Consider the following 24,909-nt stretch of genomic DNA (forward strand, 5'->3'; position numbering starts at 1 on the left):
GGGGCACTTTAGCGTTATTCTCGACTTTCATGCGTCGCAACGACTCACGCCTCCGCCCCGCTCTCCTCCTCGCGCTCGCCTTGTTCGGCGCCGATTGCGGTGACGACGCCATCTGTTCGCCAGGCGCCCTGTCCGCCTGTTTCCTCGCCGACGGGTCGCTCGGCGCGCAGCAGTGCAACGCGGATGGCACCGCGTTCGGCGCGTGTGCCCCCGTGGCGAGCGGGTCTCGACGAGGGTGCGAACACCTCGACGAAGCGTGCTGCCCCGCGCTCCCCGAAGAGCTCGTCGCGGGCTGCCACGCCGCAGCGAGCCAGGAGAACGACGCCGCGTGCGACGATTTCCTCGCGAGCGCCAACGCGGTCGATCTCTGCACCGGAGGGCCCGGCGAGGGCGGCGCGCCGGTGGTCCCTTATGGCCCGAGCTGCGCCGGCCTGCTCGACGCGTGCTGCGCGGCGCTGCCGGCGCAGCTCAGAGAAGCGTGCCACGCGACCGGATTCCGGGGCAACGAGCAGCTGTGTCACCGGTTCCTGGAGAGCGACGCCAAGGACAACGGCTTTTGCGCCGACGTCGACCCCGCGGCCGAGAGCTGCGGTTATCTGTCGGAGCGGTGCTGTCCCTCGCTCCCCGAGGGGGCGCGCGAGCGCTGCGCCGCCCTCGCGGGGGAGTCCGACGCGGCGCGGTGCCTCGACTACCTCGGCGGCGCAGCGGACGCGGGCCGCTGTCCGAGGCTCGCCCCGGACGAGCCGTTCAGCGCGGCTCCGTGCGAGGCGCTGCTCGATACGTGCTGCGCGACGCTCGATCCTGAGCTCGCGGTCGAGTGCGATCTGGCCGCGATGTCGGGGGGCCATGCCCGCTGCGCGGCGTTCACCAGCTCGATCCGCGCGTTCGGCCTCTGCCTCGACGGCGACGGCGCGGGGGGCGGCGGCGACGGCTGCGGGGACACGTCGAGCGACGTGGACAACTGCGGATTCTGCGGCAACGTCTGCGGCGACCAGCACGCGACGCCCTCGTGCGCGGCCGGCAGGTGCTCGCTCGCGTGCGACCTCGGCCACGCCGACTGCGACGGCGAGCCTGCGAACGGCTGCGAGGCAGACGTCGAAGGCGACGCGAACAACTGTGGGGCCTGCGGCAACACCTGCAGCGCGCTCCACGCCGCCGCGACCTGCGTCGCGGGCGCCTGCGAAGCCGTGTGCGACGCCGGGTACGCCGACTGCGACGGCCAGCCTGCGAACGGCTGCGAGGTCGCGCTCGCCTCGGACCCGTTCAACTGCGGCGCGTGCGGCAACGACTGCGCGGGCGGCCTCTGCAGCGCCGGCGGGTGCGCCCCGGGCGCCACCTCGCTCGCCTCGGGCCTCGCGGTGCCTTCGGCGCTCGTCCTCGACAACAGCGCCCTTTACCTGGTCGGCTTCCAGCACGCCGGCGGCATCGCCGTCCGCGTCGACAAGGTCTCCGGCGGCGCGACGTGCCTCGCCAACGGGGCTCCTCCCGGGGTCGTGGGCTGCAGCGCCGACCGCTTCGAGGACATCGCGCTCCTCGGCGCCGACGCCGTCGTCACCGGCTCGTCCGGCGTGGTCCGGTACCCCTTGTCCGGCGGCGCCGCGATCCCCCTCACCACAGAGATCCCCGACCCCTGGGCCGTCGTCACCGACGGCAGCGAGGTCTGGTTCACCTCGCTCTCCCAGGGCGGGATCTACCGCGTCGACGCCCTCGCGAGCGGACAGCGCGCGCAGGAGATCACCGGCGTGTTCTCCGAGCCCGGGGGCGCGCTCGCGAGCGACGCGGAGCACCTCTACTGGTCCCGGATCGACGGCACCGTCGTGAAGCTCCGCAAGGACGGCACCGAGCGGCGCCAGATCGCGTCCGGACAGGTGGTGGACACGACGAACCTCACGCCTCACACCCTCGCCGTCGACGCCGGACACCTCTTCTGGAGCAGCCCGAACGGGTTCGTGTTCCGGCTCGCCAAGGACGGCGCCGACCTCACGGTGCTCGCCGACGACCAGCCGAACCCCGCCGGGATCGCCGTCGATCCCGGCGACGGCGGCGCTGTCTACTGGGCCAACCGCGTCGGCTCGATCCGCAAGGTCCCGAAGGCCGGAGGCGCCGTGACGACGCTCGCCGTCGGCCAGCGCGACGCGATCGCGATCGCCGTCGACGAGGCGTTCGTCTACTGGGCGACCCGGGCGGGGGACGTCCGCAAGATCGCGAAGTGAGCTGAGAGCAGCCGGGAGATGCAGCGCATGCACGATCGCGTCGAGGGCAGTCCGTCGCACCGAAGCCCTGTCTCGAGCCACCTCCGGCGTGTGCCGGCGGTGCGCCTCCTCGGGACGCTCGCCGTGCTGCTCGCCGCCGGGGTGGTGGCCGGCATGGGCTGCGGCAGGGAGCCGCCCCCGCCCGCCGTCGCGGCGCCGCCCCTGGGCGCGCAGGCGAACGACGACGCGTGCGCGTGCAGCGGCGGCTTTTATTACAACGGCGAGGCGATCCCGATCGAGGACACCCGGTGTGACAGCTTCGTGTGCGGGCGCGACCTCATCGCCTATCACTGCGTCGACCTCGGCGCGAACGACAACTGGCGCAGCTTCCCGGGGAACAGGTGCGGCGATCTCTCCTGTCCTGGCGCAGGGACCTTCTGCGGCGCGGACGTCGTGAACGGCGAGCCCGCGGCCCTGTACCAGTGCGCGGGCGCGGGGCAGATCCCGCTCGAGTGGACGATCTGCGAGGGGGGCTGCCGGCGCGGGGCGTGCACCGAAGCCGCGACCAGCGAGTGCCCATGCGAGGTCCCGCCCGTGGCCGGCGGCGAGCACATCCCGCGCACCTGCGGGCAACGCGTGTGTTTCCCGACCGGCGCTGGCAGCGACGGGGTGAAGATGGTGTGCACCGCGGATGGGTGGCAGAGCCTGGGGCTCTCGTGCACGCAGCGCGCGGGCACCTGCAGCGCCTGCCGCGGGGTGCAGGACAGCTTCGACAACGAGGTGACCACGACCGCGTGCGGCGAGACGATCTGCGGCCTCGGGCACGGCAACCGCAGCGAATGGATCTGCGGAGAAGCGGGGTGGCTCGACCTCAATCGCCCCTGCGAACCGGGCGAGCCGGAGGACGAGGGCGCGGAGTTCGGCCGCTGCCCGGAGCAGTTCCAGGACAAGGACGGGAAATGGAAGTCGGTCGAGCAAGGCCAGACCTTCTGCGGTGATCAGGTCTTTCGCAGCCCCTGGAACAACGACCTGGCGCGGAGCTTTGGCGAGCCCTTGATCCGCATCAAGGGAGAGGCGACGCAGCTCTTCGCCTGCCCCGGGCCGGGCGCCCGCCCTGTGCCTTATCGCGACTGCTCCGCGCTCGGCGGCAGCGGCGAGTGCAAGCCCGTGCGGGAGCTGCCGGGCATGCACTACCACGAGGTCACCGGCGAGCAGCCCCAGGACGGCGCCAGGACGATCCGCGACTGGGACCGCTGCGACGAGGGGTGCCCCGCGGTCCCCGACGTGGTGTACGCCATGGCGGGGCCGGACGGCAACCGCTTCTGCCGCCATCTGTTCTGCGGGCAGCACGGGGTCACCGGTCGCGTCGGGACCTTGTACCAGTGCGCCTACGACGATTGGTCGTTCTGTCCACCGCCGGCGCAGTCCACGAGCGCCGTCGTGGGCCGCCCGGTGCCGTACGAGGAGTGTTCCGCGGCGTGTCTTCCGCGCGACGCCAAGACCCAGCACGACGTGTGTGATGCCACCTCGGATCAAGAGCCGTTCGGGATCCCGGATCCGGCGCCGGATCCGAGCCCTTCCTCGCGATGCGATGCGATCGTCGATTACCAGGGGAACGAGGTCCCTCTGTCGTCGCGGCGGCGGGGCGCGAGCGTCTGCGGCCGCGGCGGGCAGGTGTTCGAGTGCCGCGATCGGCAGCTCTACCGCCCCGACGGCTGGCACGCCACGGGCGTCTCCTGCGGCACGGCGTGCGGGATCTGTGGCCCCGATCCGTACGGGACCCAGTCCTCGTTCTGCGAGTCGGTCACGGACTTCTTCGGCAACGCGTGCAGCGATATCACCGCCGATCCGGGGGCGATCCTCTGCAACAACGTCGAGAACGTGGGGTTCAACGAGCCAGCGTACTGCGGCCACAACCCAGACCTGCACGCCCCGGGCGACCCGTGGATGCTCTACCACTGCAAGGCGTACTGCGAGCGCCAGGACGGGGCCGAGACCCGCCTCGTGCCGTGCGAGGGGAGCGAGGGTTATGACCCGACCGGGCGAGAGAAGAAGCGCCACTACCTCTTCGACCACGCGACCTACTGCCCGCTGGGGTGCATGATCAACGAAAGGGTGAACGACGCGTGCCTCGCGCCGACAGGGACCCTCCAGTTCCCCTTTCCCGATCACAGGATGATCCAGAACATCGGTCACAAGCCGGACTGGCAAGATGGACGGCACCTCGGCGAGGACATCGGCAAGGTGAGCGGCCGGACGGACGGCACCTACGTGTTCCCGATCGCTCCGGGCAAGCTCCTCCGGGCCGGGATCAACTGCTCGCAGTACCTCGGCATCGCGCTCGTCGAGCATCGCTTCAAGGAGAACGGCGAAGAGAAGCGGTTCTGCTCGTTCTACGGGCACCTCGACGTCGATGAGCTGGCGACGGCCCTCGTGGGACAGGACGTCGGCACGGAGACGCCGCTCGGGAAGATCGCCTATTGGGACGACATCCCGAGGCAACACAACATCCATTGCGCGGAGAAGTGGACGGAGTGCCCGTCAGAGGACAGCTTCCCCTGCGACGCGGGCAACTCGCACCTGCACTACACCGTGCTCTCCGACGCCGAGTGCGGGCGCTTCGACGACGGCGGCGGCGCGCCGCCCGGGTACGATGGGTGCGACAAGGAATCGGCGGTCGGCTACCTCGACACGGAGACGCGGATCGAGTCCTATACCGCGCTCGACGCCACCTGCGAGACCACCATCTCCCAGCCCGACGGATACATCTCCCCGGAGTGGTTCGTGACCTCTCGTCTGCATTGACCCACCGTCCGCGCCAGCGTCGGGCGCCGCGCGGGGAGGCAGGTGTCCTCGGTCCCGCTCGCGCCTCGCGCCGGCGGGCGCGCGACGTCAGGCGGTGGTCGGCGGGAGCGGCATCACGCACTCCACGAAATAGCGCAGGATGTCCTGCGGGGTGATGATCCCGACGAGGCGCCCCTCGCGCACGACCGGCAGGTGGTGGATCCGGTTCGCGCGCAGCAGGGTCATCACCTCGTCCGTGGGCATGAACTCGTCCACGCAGATGGGCGGGGTGCTCATCACGTCTGCAGCCGTCATGCCTGCGTACTCCTTGCGCAGGAGCACGCCCAGGAGATCCGTCTCGCTGACGAACCCGATGATGCGGTGCCCCTCGTCGATGACCGGCGCGCCGCTCAGGCGATGGTTGGCGAACAGCTGCAACATGTCGAGGACCGGCGTGCCGTGCTCCAAAGCGATCACGCGCTCGGTCATCAGATTGCGCGCATGGCCCTTCATGGTCCGGGGCATGTAATGCTCGGCACGCAGCGGCGTCAAGTGCGCGCCGACGCACCGCGCCGAGCAGCCCGTTCAGCCGCCGTCCTTTCCACGTCCCACGTCTCACGCCGATCCATGCCCACGCCGGGCCTCGCGCACGCCCTCCGTCGAGCGACCGCTGCGGACGGCCGGGAGGCGCGACGCACCGGTCGGCTCGGCGCTCGGCCGGCCTCGGCGCCTCCTGCCGGCCGCCCCGGCGGCCCGCAGGTCCGCCGAGGGAGCTCAGGACGCCGACCGCGGGGGCCCGGGAGGCGCAGGCCCAGGCCGTCGTCCGCTCGGATGGAGCGAGCCCACCGAGCGCCTTCGGGGCGCCTCCCGGCCGGAAGGTTGGCTGTCAGCTACAGGCCATCATGTCGCCGCCAATCGCACTTCGACCTCGCCCCATCGCTCCTCCGTCCCCGGTGCCAGCATCGCTGTCCATGATGCCTTGGACAGAGCGGGAGTCTCGCGCCGACAGCGCCAACAGAGCGATCGCACCCCGACACAAAAAAAGCGACCCTTGCGTGCGCGTCGGTCTTTGCCCGGCGGTGTATCAGTGACATCTTTCCATTTGTTGCTGTAGCGGAGATGGCCCCATCGGCCGCTCCGACTCGTGGGCTTCTTCGCGGCTCGTGCATCTGAACAAGATCACGCACCGGCGTTCGATGCGCGCACCCCTTGGCCCGCGCCTCGGCGCCGGTCGTTTCGGGAGCCCGTGGGCCACGCGCTCATGGGCATCCCAGGGGGGCGTTATCCATGGAGCATTCGCCGAAGCTGGCTGCACTCCTCCTGGCCATCGCGGCGCTCTTCGCGAGCGCGTGCGCGGTGGCGCTCGATCCGGACGCTCCGGCCGAGGACGCCGGGGACGCCGCGTCCCAGGCCGCTCAGACGGCGAACGCGCTGACGTCGAACGCGTTGACGTCGAACGCGCTGACGTCGAACGCGCTGACGTCGAAGGCGCTGATCTCGAACGCGCTCACGGCCGAGGCGCTCTCCGGCCACCCGCTCACGGCCGAGGCGCTCCGTGACCCGGCCGCGCGCACCCTGCTGAAGTACGTCGCGGGATGCGCGCTCCCCGCGGGCGAAGGCTTCACCGTCGCCGTCGGCGACGACGAGTTCTCCTTCCCGGGGGAGCTCGGGCTCGCGGCGAGCTGGGGTGAGGAGGGCGGCGCCTGCGACGAAGCTTGCCGGTCCTGGGTCAGCGGCTGCGTCCTCGCCCGCGTCAACTATCTCGGGCACAGGGTGAGCATCTCCGTCCGCGGGGATCGCAAGGAGCTCCGGGCCGACAAGGGCGAGCGCGCGGCCTACCCGAGGCGCGAGGCCACCTACTACGGCAACATCTTCGCGCCGCAGCGCCGCTACCACGCGTGCCTCCCCCCCGAGCCTTCGTCGCTCGTGCGATCCTGCGGGCCGTCGCTCGAGACGTGCGCGATCCAGGTCGCCGGCTCGTGCGGCAGCCTGTGCGACGCGCCGAACAGCGACGGGAGCTTCCCGAACTGCCGCGGCAAGATCCGCAGCAACTCGGGCAAGCTCATCGTCGAGAAGACGCCGAACCTCGGCTCCGTCACCGTGTTCCTCATGGACGACTGACGTGGGCCACGCGGAGATCATCGCGGGGCGCTTCGCCGTCGAGGGCGAGGCCGCCTCCGGAGGGATGGGCACCGTCTACAAGGCCTACGACCGCCTCGGCGGCGCGGCGGTCGCCCTCAAGATCGTCCGCCTGAGGAACGAGATCCAGATCGAGCGGTTCGAGCGGGAGGCCGCCCTCCTCGCCGCGCTCGTCCACCCGGGCATCGTGCGCTACGTCGCGCACGGCAGCACCCCGGAAGGCGATCGCTACCTCGCCATGGAGTGGCTCGACGGCGAGGACCTCGCCGCGCGCCTCGCGCGCCGCGTCCTGCCGGCGAGCGAGGGGCTCTTGCTCGTGCGCCGGGCCGCCGACGCCCTCGCGTTCGCGCACGCGCGCGGCATCGTCCACCGCGACATCAAGCCGAGCAACCTCTTCCTCCCGGGCGGGGACGCCGGGCGGGTCAAGCTCGTCGACTTCGGCATCGCGCGGCCCAGCAGCGACGCCGGGCGCGTCACGGTCACCGGCGGCGTCCTCGGCACGCCGGGGTACATGGCCCCGGAGCAGATCGAGGCGCACAGCGCGCCCGACCCGCGCGGCGACGTGTTCTCCCTCGGGTGCGTCCTCTTCGAGTGCCTCGCCGGCCGCCCCGCCTTCGCGGGCGCGAGCCCGATGGCCGCGCTCAGCAGGGTGCTGCTGATGAATCCGCCCCGCCTCCGCGACGTGCGCGCGGACGCGCCTGCGCCGCTCGACGAGCTCGTCGCGCGCATGCTCTCCAGGCAGCCCGGCGACCGCCCGCGCGACGGCGCCGAGGTCGCGGCCGAGCTCGACCGGATCGCCGCGATGGGGGGCGGGTGGACCGCGCCGCCCGACGCGCCGACGCTCTCGGGCGGCGCGCCGCTGGACGCGCCGGCCCACGGCCTCGCCCCACGCGACCGCGCCGCCCTCACGCTGGGCGAGCAGCGCGTGGTGAGCCTCGTCTTCCTCGGCGAGCCCGGCCACGGCGCAGCCCGGGCGCCGCAGCCCGCCCCGCCGGCCCAGGAGGCCCCTGGCGAGCCGCCGCCCGGCTCGCGCAGGTCGCAGCTGCCGCCCGCCTCTTGCAGGTCGCAGCCGCCGCCCGGATCGAGCAGGTGGCAGCCGCCCACGACGAGCGCGCGGGCCGCGGAGATCCGCTCGCTCGTCGAGCTCCACGGCGGCAGGCTCACGCAGCTCGTCCCGGGCGTGGAGCTCGTCATGATGTCCGGCCCCGGCAGCGCCGTGGATCGCGCCGAGCGCGCCGCCCAGTGCGCGCTCGCCCTCCGCGGCGAGCTCCCGGGCGCACCGCTCTGCGTCATCACGGGGCGGGGCGTCATCTCCGCGGGCCTCGCCGAGGGCGATGTCATCGACCGCGGCCTCGCCGAGCTCCGCGCGGCGCTCGATCAACGTGAGGTGCGCGCGGTGCGCATCGACCGCGCGACCGCCGACATGCTCGGCCCGCGCTTCGTCGTCGCGCACGCCGCACCCGCGGCGCGGAGCGGGCCGCTCGTCCTTCACGGCGAGCGCGCCGTGGACGAGGTCGCCCCCGCCCTGCTCGGGAAGCGCACCCCGTGCGTCGGCCGCGCCCGCGAGCTCTCGATGCTCCACGGCGTGCTCGCCGGCTGCATCTCCGAGGCGCTCGCGAGCGCGGTGCTCGTCCTCGGGCCGCCCGGCGCCGGCAAGTCCCGGCTCCGCCTGGAGCTCTTCGCCACCCTGCGGCAGCGGGACGAGCCGATCGAGATCCTCTGGGGCCGCGCCGACTCGGGCTCTCCCGGCTCGCCGTTCGGCATGATCGCGGACGTGCTCTGCCGGGCCGCCGGCCTCCGCGCGCGCGACCCGGCGTGGGCGCGGCAGCGCAAGCTGAAGCAGCGGCTCGGGCGTCACCTGGGCGGCCCGGCGCTCGATCGCGCGGCGGCGTTCCTCGGCGAGATCACCGGCGCGCCGTCGCCGGAGCACGCCCGCATGGTGCGGGCGGCGCGCCAGAGCGCCACCGGCATGAGCGACGGCGTGGGGGCCGCCTGGGAGGACTGGCTCGCCGCCGAGTGCGCCGCGCGCCCCGTGCTCCTCGCGCTCGAGGACCTGCACTGGGGCGACGCCGCCACCGTGCGCCTGCTCGACGCGACGCTGCGGAACCTCCGCGAGCTCCCGCTCATGCTGCTCGCGCTCGCGCGCCCGGACGTCCACCGGCAGTTCCCGAGCCTGTGGGCCGAGCGCGAGGTGCAGACGATCAAGCTCGGCCCGCTGCCGCGCCGCGCGAGCGCGGAGCTCGTGCGCGCCGCGCTCGGCGAGCCCGTGCCCGAGGGCGTGGTCGCGCACCTCGTCGAGCGCGCCGGCGGCAACCCGTTCTACCTGGAAGAGCTCATCCGCGCGGTCGCGAGCGGCAAGGAGGAGCTCCTGCCCGAGTCGGTGCTCGGCACGGTGGAGGCGCGGCTCGACGCCGAGGGCAACGAGGGCAAGCGCGTGCTCCGGGCGGCCAGCATCTTCGGCGATCGCTTCTCGAAGCGCGGCGTCGCGGCGCTGCTCGGCGGCGAGGAGCGCCTCGCCGACGTGGAGGCCTGGCTGACGGCGCTCGCCGACCGCGAGCTCGTCGCGCCGGCCTCGGCGTCGGCGGGCCTCGCCGACGCCGTCGACTACGTCTTCCGCCACACGCTCGTCCGCGAGGCCGCGTACGCCATGCTGACCGAGCGCGATCGCGCCCTCGGCCACCGGCTCGCGGGCGCGTGGCTCGAGCGGAGCGCCTCCGCCGATCCGGGGGGCGTGGCCGAGCACTTCCGCCGCGGCGGAGAGCCCGGCCGCGCGGTGCGCTGGTACCGCCGCGCGGCCGAGCAGTCGCTCGAGGCGAACGACCTGCGCGCCGCGATCGAGCGCGCCGCGTGCGGCGAGGCGTGCGGCGCCGAGGGCGAGGATCTCGGCGCGCTCCGGCTGGTCGCGGCCGAGGCCAGCGTCTGGACGGGCGACCTCGCGGCGGCCGAGGAGCTGGGCGCGTCCGCGGCCGAGCTGCTCCCCGCCGGCTGCGCCGGGTGGTTCCGGGCGCTCACCCAGATCGCCGCCGCGGCCGGGAAGCTCGGCGCTGTCGACCGCGTGGCGCGGTGGGCCGCCGTGGCCGAGGGGATGTCCGCGGCGCCGCCCTCCCACGCGTCCGCGGCGCCGCCGTCCTGCGCGCCTCCGGCGCCGACCTCCGCCGCGCCCGCGGGGCCGCCGTCCGCCGCGTCCGGGGCGCTGTCCTCCGGCGCGGCCGCGCTGCGCCGCGCCCGGATCGCGTGCTTCTGCGAGTGCGGCGCGCAGCTCGTCTTCGGCGGCCGCTACGCCGAGGCCGACGCGCTGCTCGCGCGCATCGACGAGGACCTCCGCGCGCCTCCGCCGCCGGACGCCGAGCTCGTCGCGATCGCGCAGCAGCTCCGGGCGATCCGCGCCTCGGCCGGCGGCGATCCCGAGGCGTGCCTCGAGGGCCTGGAGGCGGCGCTCGCGGCCTTCGAGCAGGCCGGGGACAGGCGAAGCGCGTGCGTGATCGGCGCGAACCTCGGCTTCATCTACGCCGAGCTCGGCGAGCTCGGGGCGGCCGAGTCCGTCCTGCGCGCCGCCCTGGAGGCCGCCGACCGGATGGGGCTGCGCGAGCTCGAGACGGTGGCGCTGCACAACCTCGGCCACGCGCTCGGGCTGCTCGGCAAGCTCGACGAGGCGCTGCTCGTCGAGCGGCGCGCGGTGGAGGCGTTCCAGCGGCGCGGCGACCTCCGCATGGAGGGCGTGGCGCGGACCTACCTCGCGAAGATAGCGCTCCTCTCCGGCGACGCCGCGACCGCCGAGCGGGAGGCGCGCGCGGCCGAGGCGGCGCTGCACGTGGCCCCCCGGCTGCGCGCGGCCGCCGTGGCGGTGCGCGCGCGGGCGCTGCTCGCCGCGGGCGAGGTCGCGGCGGCGCTCGGCGCGGCGCGGGCGGCGTTCGGCGAGCTCGCGGCGCTCGGATCCCTGGAAGAAGGGGAGTCGCTCGTGCGGCTCGCCTACGCCGAGGCGCTCGCGGCGTCCGGCGCCCACGGCGAGGCGTCCGCGGTGCTCTCGGAGGCCAGGGAGCTCCTGCTCGCGCGGGCGCGGCGGATCGCGGACCCGCGGCGGCGCGAGCGGTTCCTGACGGCGGTGCCCGAGAACGCGCGCATCGTCCTCGGCGCGCTCGGCGCGACGGCGACCTAGCCGCCCCGAGGGCTCGCGCCCTCCGCCTCGCCCGCCCGCGTGTCCCCGGCCCTCGCCGCGACATGGGGGGTTGGGCGCCCCTGCGCTGATGCCCTGTCGCGCCGCCTGGACCGACGTGACCGGTGGAGGGGAGGACACCGGCCTGCCGATTGTCCAGGATACGCGAGGTGCTTGTTGCGCTGAGAGCCTGTGAGTTCTGCTTGATTCGAATTAAAAAAATACTCTATCAGAGGTGACAGGTGATCAGACGAGCTCATTCCTCCAGCACGCGCGCCGCACTCCCCACCGCCCTCACACCCGCTCGAAATCAGGAGAGAGTCGAGAGAAAACGATGGGCCGGGCGCCGAATGTGGATTGACGCATTGCGGTGCACGGCGGGAGCCGTCGTGATGCTGCTCTCGCAAGGATGCGTCGCGTCGATGGACGAGCCGGCGGACGCGGAGCGCGCCGAGGTCGGCGAGGGCGCGCTGGCGATGAAGAGCTATGCACAGACGCGGTATCCAATCGTGCTCTGTCACGGAATGGCCGGCTTCAAGGCGATGTTCGGGGTGATCGACTACTTCGGTGGGATCGCGGCGGCGCTGCGCGCCGGCGGAGCGGAGGTGTATGCCACCGAGGTGCCCCAGTTCGACAGCACCGAGGCGCGGGGGGAGGCGCTGCTCGCGCAGGTCGAGGATATCGTCGCGCGCACCGGGAGCGGGAAGGTCAACCTGGTCGGGCACAGCCATGGCGGGCTCGACGCCCGGTATGTCGCCGCGGTGCGGCCGGATCTCATTGCCTCGGTGACCACCATCGGGTCTCCGCATCAGGGGGCCGAGCTCGCCAGTTTCCTCCAGGAGAACCTGCGGGAGGGCGGGTTCGCGGAGGGGGCGCTCTCGTTCCTCGCCAACAGCCTCGGCGCGGTGCTCAGCCTGCTCAGCGGGCACACGGCGCCCCAGGACGCGATCGCCGCCGTCAGGTCGCTCTCCGCCGCCGGGATGCGCGAGTTCAACGCGCGTTACCCGGCCGGGCTGCCCGACGGCCGGTGCGGGCAGGGCCCCGCCGAGGAGGGCGGCGTGCGCTTCTTCTCGTGGTCGGGGACATCGATCGTCACGAGCCTCATCGATCCGACCGACCTGACGCTCGGGCTCATCTCCAAGCTGTATTCGGAGTCGAACGACGGGATGGTGGGCAGGTGCAGCTCCCATTTCGGGGTGGTGCTCCGCGACGACTATGGGATGAACCACCTCGACGAGGTCAATCAGCTCTTCGGGTTTATCAACCTGTCTGGGCCGAACCCGAAGTCCGTGTTCCGGTCGCACGCGAGCCGGCTGAAGGGCATCGGTCTCTAGCCTCCTGGGGGCCCTTCGTGGTGCGTCGTCGCAGGACAGCTCTACTCGTGGCCATGGCGCTCGTCGCGACGATCGGCGTGGGGCGCCTCGTCTCGGGGGAGCGGCACCGGCAGGCCGCGCCCTCCGGCCGGTCGAACGGGGCCGCGCGCGTCGGTCGGAAGGAGACGCTGCCCGCGCTCTCGGTCGCGCCGTCCCCCGCGCGCCTCCGGCAGGCGCTGTCGGTCTCGCGGCCCCCCGCGGCGCCGCGCCCGCCGACGAACGCCGCGCCGCCCTCGCTCCGCGGCACGGACGTCGACGGCGCGGTGACCGTCGACGAGCGCGGCGATCTGGTCGTCGGCCCGGAGCTGCTCGGGCTGTTCGACTACTTCCTCAGCGCCACCGGCGAGGAGCCGGCGCCGGCGATCAGGGCCCGCATCGTCGCGGCGATCCGCGAGCGGGCCGCGGGGCCCGCCGCGGAGCAGGCGATCGCGCTCCTCGACCGGTACCTCGGCTACCGCGAGGCGGCCGGCGGGGCGCGCGTGGAGCAGGAGGCCGATCCGGCGGCGCGCCTCGCCGCGCTGCGCGAGATCCGGCGCGCATGGTTCGGCGAGGAGGCCGCGGAGCGGCTGTTCGGCGACGAGGAGCGGGAGATCGACGCGGCGATCGAGGAGTCCCGCATCCTCACGGACGAGGCCCTCTCGCCGGAGGAGCGCGACGCGCGGATCGCGGACGTCGAGGCGGCGCTCCCGGAGCCCGTCCGCGAGGCGCGCGAGGCGGCGACGCGCCCGCTCGCGCAGCAGGCCGAGGAGCAGGCGCTCCGGGAAGCGGGCGCCTCGGACGAGGAGATGCACGCGCACCGGGTCGCGACGGTGGGCCCCGAGGCCGCGGACCGGCTCGCGGAGCTCGATCGGCAGCGGGCGGCCTGGCGGCAGCGCCTCGACGCCTTCGCCGGCGCGCGCGCGGACATCGAGGCGACGGCGGCCGATCCCGACGCGCGGCGCGCCGCCGAGGAGGCGCTCCTCGAGCGCTCGTTCACGCCCGAGGAGCGGCTGCGCGTGGGGGCGATCCTGGGTCTCGCCCGGTGACGGCCGCGCCTACATCGATCCGCTGATCGAGAGCCCGAGCCCGCCGGGGGTGACGAGCGGGGCTGCGCCCACCTGGAGGACCTGGCCGCGCTGCAGCGGCACGCGCAGCTGCCGAGGCATGGCGACGCCGCCGAGCAGCATCCCCAGGCCGACGGCTTGCCCTGCGCCGAGGAGGGAGAGGCCGACCGCGCTGGCCGCCGTCGGCCGCCCCGTGCCGAGGTGGATCCACGGACCCGCGAGGGGGATCAGCAGCGAGGCGGGGTTGGCCGAGGTGCGTTCGAGGCGCCGGACGAGGAAGCAGGCGCCCTGGGAGCACTGCGGCACCAGCCGGATCCGCACCTCCGGCTGTCCGAGGGAGAGGGCGGCGCCGCGGACGGCCGACGCGGCCCAGAAGCCGCCCAGGGTCGACGCGCCCGCGATGATCCAGCGCGCCCTCCGCGGGTTCTCGACGTAGGTGACGCTCGCGGCCCGCTGCGGGGCGCGCTGCGTGACGGTCGCGGTCCGCTGCGGCGGCGCGGCACGACCCTGCGCCGGGGCCTGAGGCGAGACGGCCTGGGTCGTGCCAGCAGCGGAAGCGCTGGAGACGCCGAGACAGAGGCCGATCCCGAGAAGCCCGGCGAGCCCTTGGACGACGCCTTTCCCCCTTGTTGACCTACCGCTGGTTCTCCCCGTCTTCGAAGTCCACATGCGCCCCTCCCGGTGCCATCGACCGCACCTGCGCTGGAGAGAGCAAGCCACGGGCCTCCTCCGGGACATGCCTTTCGCCCCCGTCGATCGAGCGCCCGGCATCCGGCCAGGGAGGTGCAGTGAGCACAGAGGGCAAGGAGCGCACAGCGATTCTCTGCGATCGGCTGGGATTCCTTGGTGCTCCTGGAACACCGATCAGCTTGGAAACCAGAGGAATGAACCGCCAAGACGCCAGAAGACGCCAAGAAAACAACAAGAATCTGGCGTCTTTGGGGGTTTCGGCTTCTCGCTGTTTGCGTGAGACTTCAACCCGTTTGTCGCTCCAGGATTCCGCTTCCTGCGGGACGAGGTGCCGAGTCCCGCGTCCCGGGAGGACGTCGCAGACGAGGAGCGTCTGACAGGGGCAGGCCCCGCGATCCGCCACGCTCTCCGTCTCTCTGTCTCTCTGTCTCTCTATCTCTCCGTCTCTCCCGCCTTCGTGCGCTGCGGGCATCGCGGGCGGCGCTCACCGCAGGATCAGGCACGTCGTGGTGGCGTGGGCGTAGAGGGTGCCGTCGGCGTCGCGCAGCGTCCCGTCGGCGGTCGCGTGGCGCTTGCCGAGGTGGACGACCCGGCCCTCGGCGATGAGCTCGGGCCCGCCGGCGCGCGGGGCCTTCACGAAGCTGACCTGGAGCGAGACGGTCGTGTAGCCGACCCCCGCCTCCAGCGACGCGTGCACGGCGCAGCCCATCGCGGAGTCGAGCATCGTGCTCAGATAGCCGCCGTGGACCATCGCGATCGGATTGTGGTGCTGCTCGCCGGGAGATCCGGTGATGACGACCCGGCCGGCCTCCACCGCCGCGACCCGCAGCCCGAGGAGGCTCGCGATGGGCGCCATCGGCAGCTCGCCGTTCATCATGGCCGTGAGGTAGGCGAGGCCGGACATCGATCTCACCCTCTCCACGGCCGGCGCAGGATCTTGCCACGTCACCACCAGCTGTCGTTCCTGATTCGTCGTCATGACTCCCTCTCTCCCTGTTCCTGAATCTGACGTTCGCGACGTCCGTGACGCCCGTGACGTCCGCGCGAGCCCGAGATCGATGATCCTCGGAGCCTATCCGTGCAAGGCAGCGAGCTCAAGGCCACCGCCGTCCTTCCGCCCGGCGCGGCGCGCGCCGGCGTCGGAGATCGCGACGCGCGCGGCCTGCACCTCCTCGTCGCAGATCACCGCGCGGACCATCTCGGTGATCCGCCTCCAGACGGAGTCCCTGCGGTACGGGAGCCCGACCTCGCGGCACAGCGCCTCGACCTCCCTCGCGACCTCGGGGTATTGCCGGAGCGGCAGGTCCGGCCAGAGGTGATGCTCGATCTGATACCCCATGTAGCCGTGCAGGAAGTCGGCGGCGCTGCCGGGGCTCTCGTAGTTCACCGAGCCGACGATCTGCCGGACGTAGTACTCCTCGCGGCTGCGCGCGGCGCCCTCGAAGATGGGGATATCCAGGCCGGTGTGGGTCGGCGCGATCACCGCGAAGCTGTGCAGGTTCGACAGGAGCTCCGCCGCCACGCTGTTGACGAGCACGCCGAGCGCTGCCCCGCGGCCGAGCGGCAGGAACGCGAGCGGCAGGAGGACGAAGTGCACAAGGGCATACGGCAGGTACGAGCGGAGCAGCATCTCGCGGTCGAGCAGCACGCTGGGCGACCAGGCCGCGCGCTCGCGCCCCTCCGTCGAGGCCTCGGCCGCGCGCTCGCGCCGCTTGCGCAGGGCGCTCCGGGTGGCCGGGCCATAGTAGAGCCACTTCCACGTGCACGCGGCCAGCCTTCAGCTGGAGGTCCCGGCCTCCATGGGAGGAACGCCCCCGCGGCGCCGCGTGAGCGCTCCGGACGCCGAACAGCGGCTCCGGGCGGGCGGCGTCGAGGCGCGGCCGGCTGGCACCGCGGTTGCCATGCACGAACCGGCATCGACGACGGCATCACGGCCGCGCTGCTCGCCGGCCGCGCCAGCGTCCCTTGCAGACCGCAGGTCTGCGCGAAGGAGCATACCCATGAATCCCGTGGCAATGTCTACAGGGGCTCTCCAGATCGTGGCAGGTGTTGTGATCGGTTATCTCACCGTCTCCATGGCAGAGTCGTTTCTCCACCGGAACGCGCTGCACGCGACCCTCAAGGTCCGCCGCGCGGCGAAGCGGCTCGGCTTCGTGGGCCGCCCCCTCTTGCGCGCGCATACGAGTCACTCGGTCGTGCATCACGGCAAGACCTACCGCGTGAGTCACGTGCGGCAGTTCGAGAGCCGCGAGGAGCAGGAGCGGCTGGATCGCTGGATCGTCGAGACCCAGGGCGACCGGCGGATGATCCGCGAGCAATACGGCGTCTCGCTGGCCGGCCTGGGGATCCTCGCGTTCGCCGCCCCCCGTGCTGCCGTTCTTCGCGCTGTACGCCCTCTTCCTCCCGGCGCAGGTGGTCATCGGCGCCTTGCTACCGCTCGTGATCTACCCGCTGTCGTCGCTGGTCCTCCACCCGTACCTGCACATGCCGCGGGCCGAGGCCATGGCCCGCGCGTCCCGGCCGATGCGGTGGCTGCTCGGCACGCGCTACGTGCGCTTCATCTCCCGCCACCACTACCTGCACCACCGGTACATGCACTGCAATTACAACCTCCTCTGGCTCGGCGACCTGCTCCTCGGGCGGCACCGCCGGCCGAGCGACGAGGATCTCGCCGAGATGCGCGGCCAGGGGATGATCTGCTGATACCGCAGGTCAGACATCCTGACATGGCTCTGCCCCGCGAGCGGGGAGATATTCAACGCAAAGGCGCCAGGTGCGCAAAGGCGCAAAAAAAAAATAAGCAAGGTGTCTGTCCTTGGTTGCGCCTTCGCGGAAGAGTGGCTCCGGGGGTTCACGAAGCTGGACGCCTGCCGTAACGGAAAATTACACCACAGCGCGCTACTGGCAGGGAGAACCGTCGTGACCGGCTCGGCGACGGGATGCGCCGGGCAAGAATGCGCGGCCGCGTCCCTGACGACGCGCTGCGATTTTCCTGCTCCGATGAATGCGTAGCCCGTTCACCGCATCGTAGTCGCCGAGCCGCTGAGGGCGTGGGGGACGGGCGTGTCCTGGAGACGTTCAGGTTCGTGGGGCTCACTTGTCTTGCGGAGGTAACCTATGAGGTGTGCGCGACGCGGCAGCGGACGCATGTGGGTAGCTTGTTGTTTGCTTGTCGGATTCGGCTCGGGGTGCGAGAGCTCGGTTGTCGTTCCCGAGCCATCTTCCCAGAGCGACTCGGTCGATCCGCCGCAGGACGAAGAGGCGGCTGACGTCGGCTCGCCAGACAGGCCCGTTGCCCAGCCGGGGACGGCCGAGCGCGTCGTCGATGTGCCGACCGGCGGTGGCGCGTATGTGCCGACCGGCGGCGGCGCGGGCGATCGATGCGCGGGCCCGTTCCCTGGCGAGGAGCCGAGCGACGGCAGCGGCTACTACCTGAAGCCCGGCCTCCTCTATCCCGCGGAGTCCTCTGGCGTGTACATGGGTCAGCTGTCGCTGGGCGACATCGACGGGGACAGGCGCTTCGACTTCGTGAGCACGGATCGCAGAGCGCTGTACTTGCAGACGCATCCGCGGGTACGGGAACTGAACGGCGAAGTCATCTACACCCCTTCCACGGCGGCCAACTCGGTCGAAGACACGTTGCTGCTCGACGCGGACCACGACGGCGCGCTCGACATCGTCGCCGCGCAGCAGGGAGGGCTCGTCTTCCTCCACAACCGGGGCGGCGGCGCGTTCGAGCCCCCGAGGACGATCGCCGGGCCAACCACGTTCTCCCCGACCGCCGTGGACCATGACGGGGATGGCGTCCTCGACATCGTCGGGCTCGGGTACAATAGCAAGATCCTCGTCTACCGGGGCGACGGCGGCGGCGGCTTCGAGCTGGATCACGAGCTGCCGGCCGGCGTGTTCATGTCCGGCATCGTCACCGGTGACGTGACCGGGGACGGGTACCCCGACGCGGTGATCGCGATGAACGGCGTGGGCGCGGGCATCGCCGTCTTTCCGCACGACGTCGAGCGGGGGTTCGACACGACCGGGCAGCAGATCTTCTTCGAGACCACGCCGCCGAGCTCAGGTGTCTCGTTCGTCACGGTCGCGGTGGGCGATGTGAACAACGACGGACGCCAGGACGTCGCCGCCGTCACGCACGAGTACACCGACGGGCCGATGCGGGTCTGGATCCTGCTGCAAGACGACCTCGGCCACCTGACGACGCCGCAGCCGCTGCTGACCATCGATGATCACCAGTACTTCGTCTCCGGGGGCCTGCAGATCGCCGATCTGAACCTCGATGGGCGGAGCGATCTCGTCGCGGTCAGCCGAAACACCGCCGAGATGTGGTCGTTCCTCCAGACGCCGGAGGGCGCGTTCGAGGCCCAGCCGGCGCCATTCCCTGGCACCTTCGAGAACATCGACGGTTTCGGCGTAGGCATCACCGATTTTGACTGCAATGGGTGCCCTGACGTCGTGGGCGTCCAGCTCGACGGTCTGGTCGTCTTCCGCGGTCGCGGCTGCGCAACGGCGCCTTGAGCGCTCCCGCGGGCGGCGTCTCCTGCCCCTCGTCCAGCCCGTCCTGAGCTCGTCCCGCCGGGAGCGGGGTGTGCCATGATGCGGCCGCCATGTCGGAGCCGTTCCTGATTCGTGCAATCCGACCGTACGAGCTCACTGACAGAACTGGCCCTATGCGATCAGGCAGGTCTTCCACGCCCGAAACGCCTGGGATCACCGCGACGTAGCACCAGGCGGAAGGCATCCTACCGTAGAGCTGTGCGCTAGTGGCTTCGGGCTCCCTGGCGGTTCTTTTTTACGGGATCTCGCGAGGCCGTCGGCCATCTCGACGTGGGGCCCCGGCAGGAACGCGGCCAGCGCCTCCTCGCCGCTCGCGTCCACCGGAACCATGGATGCTCCACCACGCGCCGGCGAGCACGACGCACACGCCGACCATCTCCAGGCCCGAGGGACGCTCGCTCGTCAGCAGGATGGCCAGAAAGAGCGCTCCTACCGTTTCACCTGGGGATACCAGCGCGATCAACGAGGGCTTCACGTGGGGGGTCGCCCACTGCACGATCGTGTGCCCGCCGAGGGTCGGGACAAGACCGAGTCCCAGAATGGCGAGCGCCGCCCCGCCGGACAGATGGAAGCTCGCGCCCCGAAAGAAGGCCGCGACGCCCAGCAGGATGGCCGCGGCGAAGAAGACGATCGCGCCGAGCGCGCTCGGCCGCTCGACATGGCCGTTCGCCCGCACCGCGGCGAGGTAAAAACCCCAGAGAAAGACGGACACGAGCACCAGCAAGTCCCCCGATACGCGGTGATCGCCCGTGCCGCCGCCGCCCATGACCAGCAGGGTCAGGGTCCCCGCGACCGCGACGCCGAGCCCAACCCACTCGTGCCGCTTGGGCGTGCACGACGACAGCAGCCACGCAGTCAGGACCACGCCGAACGGCTCGAGCGACACCAGCGTCACAGCTGCGGCGATGGACGTCTTCGCCAGGCCCATCAGGAAAAAACCGAAATGGGCCGCGAGCAAGAGCCCCGCCCCTGCCATGAGGGCGATCTGCCTCGCCGTTGCCCGCGTGAGGAGCCTAAGGACCTCCAGCGGGCTCGCGAGGAGCAGGACTGCGGAGGCGATCGCGCACCTCGCCGCTGCGACGAGCACCGGATCCGTCGAGGAGGCGAGCCGGGCCAGCGGGGCCCCTGCGCCCAGGCAAAGCGAGGCCATGAGGATGAGCGCGACCCCTCGCGACCGTGTCCATGGCCGCCCGTCCGACGCCCGAGCAGCGCGTGACATTGGTTGCTCTTCCATGTGCTTCCTGCCCGGTGCCCTGCAGCCCCTGTGCCGGTACGCGGGGTTTTATCGTCGCGACGAGGTCCGAAGTCCGTTCGCGCCTCAGCGCCCCGGCGATCCCATGAGGCCCATTTGCATGAGCGCGCAAGGACTTGCGCGCAACACAGCGCCGAAAGCGAGCGGCTTGGGCCCTTGCGCGTCATGGATCGCAGCCCTGTGGTTTGCCCTCCCTCGGCGCCGCCCGTGGCGCGGTGGTTGCTATTGGATGTCGGAAAGAAGGAGGACGACGATGGACATCATCAAATAATCATCGCTCATCAAATGGTTCGTGACGGCGGAGGTACGGCGGGCGCTCGACGCCCGGGTACCTCCGCGTTCTGCGACGACACGCACAGAAATAATCAATAGATAGAAAGCCAGCAGCGGAGGGACGATCCCATGGCGATTCCAGGTGATTTCAAGCGCCGCGTCGAGGACGCGATGCGGCTCGAGGTGGACGCGTTTTTTCGTACGGTTCACTATGCGTCTCACCTCGCCGAAGGCGAGGAGGCGCTCGATGAGGCGTACTATATCCGCCACCGGGTCGAGACCGTGCGGCGTATCCGCATGACGAGCCGCACGGACGCGCTCGCGCTCGCGGCGATGATCGGTGAGGATTACGACGCCGCCCGCGCGTGGGCGCGGTATACGGCGCAGGAGCTCAACCACGATCTCCTCTATCTACAGGACCTGCGGCGGCATGGCTTCACGGGCGAGCAGGTCATCGCGACGCCACCGCTGCCGGCGACCGTAGCGCTGCTCGACTATCTTGAGCGCGGCATCGCGCGCGTCGGGTCGCTCGCGGCCGTCGCCTACTCGCTGTTCGTCGAGTGGAACTCCGCCCAGTACTCGGCCAAGGTCGTCGCCAAGGCCGAGGCGCAGTTTTCCCCGAGCCACGTGAAGGGGTCCAAGGCCCACCTTACCATCGACGAGGACCAGGATCATTATGCGATGATGCTCGACGTCGCATGGCGGCTCACCGCGCGGCAGGGCGACGAGCGCCCCCTGTTCGGGCTGATCCACGATATCGCTGGCCTGCTATCGGAGTACTTCCGCGAGCTCCACGCGCAGACGGTCGGCCAGCAGGCGGACAGATCCTGGCGGGCCTGCGACGAAGCGGTGGCGAGCTGACCAGCTGCGATGTCGGGAGCGCCGGAGGTTGCCGCAGGGATGGCGCTTCGTCACGCGGCGTGATCCTGCGCCCGATGCCCGCGCTGGGGACCGTGTGCTGCCGGCTCATCACCCGCCGCGGCGTCGATCTGACCCCGGCCGCCGAGCGGCTGGCGGCGCGGATCGTGGAGGTCGGCAAGAGCGCGGAGGCTGACGGCTCAGCGAGGCGCCCACCAGGTGGGGCGGTCGCCGAGGGGCGGGCCAGGGGCCGGCGGCGGAGGCCGTCAAGCTGGCCCGCAAGGAGTTCGCCCTGGAGCGGTCGCTAGAAAATCGCTCGCCTTGATGCGACGCTCACTTCATGCAGAGACTCCATTGCCAGCTCCCTGTTCAGCTCAATCGTTCTCCCACAACATACCATCATGTGCTCGCCATCTCCCTCGTGACCCTCTTCGGGTTCCAGGGTGGATGCACGCCGTCTGGCGACGTGACCGGCGACCTGGATCTCGAGGTCCCGAGAGGCGCCCTCGACGGCCCCTCTCCGGGAGGGCTCCAGCCGCCCATCTCGTCGGAGAGCGGGTTGATCGATCCGATCCTGAGCAAGAGCCCGGGGAACGAGCCCGCCGTGGCGTGCGGAGACGACGTCTGCCTCGTGGCCTGGCGTGACGACCGCGACAGGCGATCTCGGATCTACGGCGCCCGTGTCGCGCTCGACGGCACCGTCCTGGACCCCTTGGGCATTCCCCTCCTGGCGGCCGGATACCCCGCTGTCGCCGCCCAGGGGGACGGTTTCCTCGTCGTCGGCGTGGGCGCGGCGGAGGACGGCAGCGGCGCCCAGGTGCGCGGCGCGCGCGTCAGCGCTGCGGGCGCCGTGCTCGACCCGGGCGGCTTCGCGCTCTCGCCCTCGTCGCCGAGGATCTTCGGCGGCCCAGCGATCGCCTTTGACGGCACGAGCCACCTGGTCGCGTGGGTGCGCCGCAGCGGCGCGGGGATGTGCGACGGCGTGATCGAGGCGACGCGGGTCTCGACGGCGGGCGTCGCGCTCGACCCACCGGGGACGATCGCGCTGTCAACCACGGTCTGGGGCCATGTCCATCTCGCCTCGGGCGGCGCGAGCTCCTTGCTCGCCTGGGTCGAATGCCCAGGAGAGGGGCTGGCTCGGGTGCGCGGCGCGCGCGTCAGCCCCGAGGGCGCGCTGCTCGACGCCGCGGGGTTCGCGATCAGCCCCACGTACCCTTTCAACAATAACTCCTGGTTGCCCTCCGCGGCGCTTGCCTTTGACGGCACCAACTACGCGGTCGCCTGGCATCGCTGGGACGATGGCTCGCTGTCGCAGATCGAGGCCGCGCGGGTGACGCCGGCGGGCGCGGTGCTCGACCCGGGTGGGCTCACGGTCGCGACGCTGCCGCCGTACGTCTCGACCAACCGGCTCGCCGCGGCGTTCGATGGCGCCGCCACCGTGCTCGCCTGGGACACCTTCCCGACGGACGACCCAGACTTCCCGACGGAGACCGCCCGAGTGAGCCCTGCGGGGGGCGTGATCACGCCTCCGGCACCGGCGTTGAGCACCGGTCTGAACATCGCCTTGGCCTCGAGCGAGGCGGGCGTGCTCGCCGCCTGGGTGAACCTCGGCGCGGGGACAACGCACGTGGCAGGCGCGCGGCTGAGCGCTCTGGGAGCGAGCCTCGACGGTCCGGCCGGATTCCCGATCTCCAGGCACGCAGACGAGCAGCGGGTGCGCGCGGCCGCGTCCGACGGCGAGAATTTGCTCGTGCTCTGGAGCGACGATCGGGACGAGCTGAGCGGCAACCCCGGGCTCATCGCCGCGCGCGTCACGCCGACGGGCGCCGTGCTCGACCCCACCGGCATTCCGATCGCGAATGAGCCGGGCGGCATCGCGCGCGCGGTCTTCGACGGATCGAGCTTCCTCGCTGTGTGGTGGTCCCCCGACGCCAGCGCCCTCCGCGCGGCGCGCGTGAGCCCGAGCGGGGTCGTCCTCGACGCGAGGCCGTTCGATCTCCCCCTCTACTTCGAGGGGATCCCCTACGGCATGGCCGCGGCCTCGAATGGCGAGGGCACGCTCGTTGTCGCGCCTGACGAATCGCTTGGCACCGGCTTCCTGAGAGCGGTGCTGGTGGATCAGGCGGGCGCGGTCACCCTGCAGCCCGAGCCGCTCAGCTTCCCCTCGTTCAACCGCGTTTGGGTCGACGCCGTCGCCGGCGGGTCGGGCTATCTCGTCGTGTGGCACGACGGTTCGACGCTGTGGGGTCAGCGCCTCGATGGCGGAGCCGCGCCCATCGACGCCGCGCCGTTCATCGTTGCCGTCAACCCCGATAGCAGCTCCAGCCCTGAGAGCGCCATGCGAGGGCTGAGCGTCGGCTTCGACGGCGGCGGCTTCCTGGTGGTGTGGGAGCAGGGCGCGTGGCTCCATGGCGCGCGCGTGAGCCCCGACGGCTCTATCCTGGATCCCGACGGTTTTCCCATTGCGCCTGTCGACATCGGCGCTGCTTCCTGGCCCAACTGCGAGTGGTCCGCGGCGGGCCCCGGCTGCCCGGCGCTCGCGTTCGACGGAAAGCGCTTCGTCCTGGCCTGGAAGTCTCGCTCTGTTCCAGGCGACGACGGCTCCCTGGATCTCTTTGGCGCCGAGCTGAGCTCGGAAGGCGCTGTCCTGTCGAGCTTCCCGCTCTCCACGGAGCCAGGCGTCGAGGGGCCGGCCGTGCTCGCGTCCGCGGGCGACAGCAAGACCCTCCTTGCTTATACGCGTTTCCTTCCGGAGGCACCGTTCAGCGCCGGGCGCGCGCGGGTGCGCCTGCTCGACAGCTCCGGCAGCGGCGGCGGCGCTGGTGCAGGCGGCGAGGGCGGCGCTGGTGCAGGCGGCGAGGGCGGCGCTCGTGCGGGCGGCGAGGGCGGCGCTGGTGCGGGCGGCGGCGGTGCGGGTGGCGGCACTGGTGCGGGCGGCAGCGGCTCAGGTGGCGGCGCTACCTCGGGTAGCAGCAGCGCGGCAAGCAGCAGCTCGAGTAGCGGCGCTACCTCGGGTAGCAGCAGCGCGGTAAGCAGTAGCTCGGCAAGCAGCAGCTCGGGTAGCGGCGCTGGCGCGAGCAGCAGCGGCTCCGGTGGTGGCGGCTCATCAGGAGGCGGGTGCCAGATGGCGGCCGCGTCCTCCTTCACGACGCCGGCATTCCTTCTGGTGCTTGCCGGCTTGTTCCTCCAGCGCCGAAGACGCCCTCGTAGAGTGGGTTGAGTGCGTGTCCTGCTCTTCTGGATGAGTTCATTTTTCTTTTGAAGGATTCTGAGTACTCTCTCACCTCAAAGCCTGTGTTGCATAGGACACAGAAAGGGGCGCGTAGGAGGGGCGGTGGGCTTCGCAGGAGGGGCGGTGGGCTTCGCAGGAGGGGCGACACGGCCGCGCAGGAGGGGCGGTGGGCTGCGCAGGGGGGGCGACACGGCCGCGCAGGAGCCGCGCGATTGTGGCACAGGATACAAAAAGTGGCGCGCGGGAGGGGGGCGGGGCGGCGCAGGAGGGGCGACACGGCCGCGCAGGAGGGCGGCGGGGCGGCGCAGGATGCACGAGCGGCGCCCTGGTAACACCTCTGACCGAGAGCTG

At 71.8% G+C, this 24,909-nt stretch carries 15 protein-coding genes; 10 read left to right on the top strand and 5 right to left on the bottom strand.

Annotated elements, in window-relative coordinates:
• The first annotated feature begins 29 nt into the window (after positions 1-29).
• Both POL72_RS28390 and POL72_RS28395 read left to right on the top strand, forming a co-directional pair.
• Positions 30-2,213: a hypothetical protein gene (locus POL72_RS28390; protein ID WP_272098975.1), complete on the top strand. Its 2,184-nt coding sequence runs from the start codon at positions 30-32 to the stop codon at positions 2,211-2,213.
• An 18-nt stretch (positions 2,214-2,231) separates the two neighbouring features.
• Positions 2,232-4,997, top strand: a complete 2,766-nt coding sequence (locus tag POL72_RS28395; protein WP_272098977.1) for a hypothetical protein — start codon at positions 2,232-2,234, stop codon at positions 4,995-4,997.
• An 87-nt stretch (positions 4,998-5,084) separates the two neighbouring features.
• Here the strand turns inward: POL72_RS28395 and POL72_RS28400 are convergent, their stop codons facing one another.
• Complete coding sequence (locus tag POL72_RS28400) at positions 5,085-5,501, bottom strand: CBS domain-containing protein (RefSeq protein ID WP_272098979.1); 417 nt, start codon at positions 5,499-5,501, stop codon at positions 5,085-5,087.
• A 762-nt stretch (positions 5,502-6,263) separates the two neighbouring features.
• On the opposite strand from POL72_RS28400, the gene POL72_RS28405 reads away from it, so the two are divergent.
• The 4 genes from POL72_RS28405 (at position 6,264) to POL72_RS28420 (ending at position 13,666) form a co-directional block, all read left to right on the top strand.
• Positions 6,264-7,097, top strand: coding sequence for a hypothetical protein (locus tag POL72_RS28405; protein WP_272098981.1), 834 nt, complete (start codon positions 6,264-6,266; stop codon positions 7,095-7,097).
• Between the two features lies 1 nt (position 7,098).
• Entirely contained in the window at positions 7,099-11,271 is a 4,173-nt protein-coding gene (locus tag POL72_RS28410) for a serine/threonine-protein kinase (protein WP_272098983.1), read from the top strand.
• 419 nt (positions 11,272-11,690) lie between these two features.
• The gene (locus POL72_RS28415; protein WP_272098985.1) at positions 11,691-12,602 is read left to right on the top strand and encodes an esterase/lipase family protein; all 912 of its coding nucleotides are present in this window, start codon (positions 11,691-11,693) and stop codon (positions 12,600-12,602) included.
• A 53-nt stretch (positions 12,603-12,655) separates the two neighbouring features.
• Complete coding sequence (locus POL72_RS28420) at positions 12,656-13,666, top strand: lipase secretion chaperone (protein ID WP_272100024.1); 1,011 nt, start codon at positions 12,656-12,658, stop codon at positions 13,664-13,666.
• A gap of 9 nt (positions 13,667-13,675) precedes the next feature.
• Here POL72_RS28420 and POL72_RS28425 read toward each other — a convergent pair whose 3' ends face one another.
• From POL72_RS28425 to POL72_RS28435, 3 genes are all read right to left on the bottom strand, one after another.
• Positions 13,676-14,353, bottom strand: a complete 678-nt coding sequence (locus tag POL72_RS28425; protein WP_272098986.1) for a hypothetical protein — start codon at positions 14,351-14,353, stop codon at positions 13,676-13,678.
• Between the two features lie 505 nt (positions 14,354-14,858).
• Positions 14,859-15,353: a PaaI family thioesterase gene (locus POL72_RS28430; protein WP_272098987.1), complete on the bottom strand. Its 495-nt coding sequence runs from the start codon at positions 15,351-15,353 to the stop codon at positions 14,859-14,861.
• Positions 15,354-15,446: 93 nt separating this feature from the next.
• Positions 15,447-16,148, bottom strand: a complete 702-nt coding sequence (locus tag POL72_RS28435) for a fatty acid desaturase family protein (protein ID WP_272100026.1) — start codon at positions 16,146-16,148, stop codon at positions 15,447-15,449.
• A gap of 593 nt (positions 16,149-16,741) precedes the next feature.
• Between POL72_RS28435 and POL72_RS28440 the strand changes: the two genes are divergently transcribed.
• Together POL72_RS28440 and POL72_RS28445 are read left to right on the top strand one after the other, a co-directional pair.
• Positions 16,742-17,077 carry a hypothetical protein gene (locus POL72_RS28440; RefSeq protein WP_272098989.1) on the top strand — a complete coding sequence of 112 codons (336 nt, stop codon included), beginning with the start codon at positions 16,742-16,744 and terminating at the stop codon, positions 17,075-17,077.
• A gap of 462 nt (positions 17,078-17,539) precedes the next feature.
• Complete coding sequence (locus POL72_RS28445) at positions 17,540-18,904, top strand: FG-GAP repeat domain-containing protein (RefSeq protein ID WP_272098991.1); 1,365 nt, start codon at positions 17,540-17,542, stop codon at positions 18,902-18,904.
• Between the two features lie 274 nt (positions 18,905-19,178).
• Here POL72_RS28445 and POL72_RS28450 read toward each other — a convergent pair whose 3' ends face one another.
• Positions 19,179-20,177, bottom strand: a complete 999-nt coding sequence (locus tag POL72_RS28450; protein WP_307730630.1) for a DMT family transporter — start codon at positions 20,175-20,177, stop codon at positions 19,179-19,181.
• 420 nt (positions 20,178-20,597) lie between these two features.
• Here POL72_RS28450 and POL72_RS28455 point away from each other — a divergent pair, with 420 nt between their 5' ends.
• On the top strand, positions 20,598-21,329 hold the full coding sequence (locus POL72_RS28455) for an iron-containing redox enzyme family protein (RefSeq protein WP_272098995.1): 732 nt from the start codon (positions 20,598-20,600) through the stop codon (positions 21,327-21,329).
• Positions 21,330-21,729: 400 nt separating this feature from the next.
• Complete coding sequence (locus tag POL72_RS28460; RefSeq protein WP_272098997.1) at positions 21,730-24,546, top strand: hypothetical protein; 2,817 nt, start codon at positions 21,730-21,732, stop codon at positions 24,544-24,546.
• Positions 24,547-24,909: the final 363 nt, after the last annotated feature.

It is taken from the genome of Sorangium aterium (genome assembly GCF_028368935.1).
Lineage (GTDB): Bacteria > Myxococcota_A > Polyangia > Polyangiales > Polyangiaceae > Sorangium > Sorangium atrum.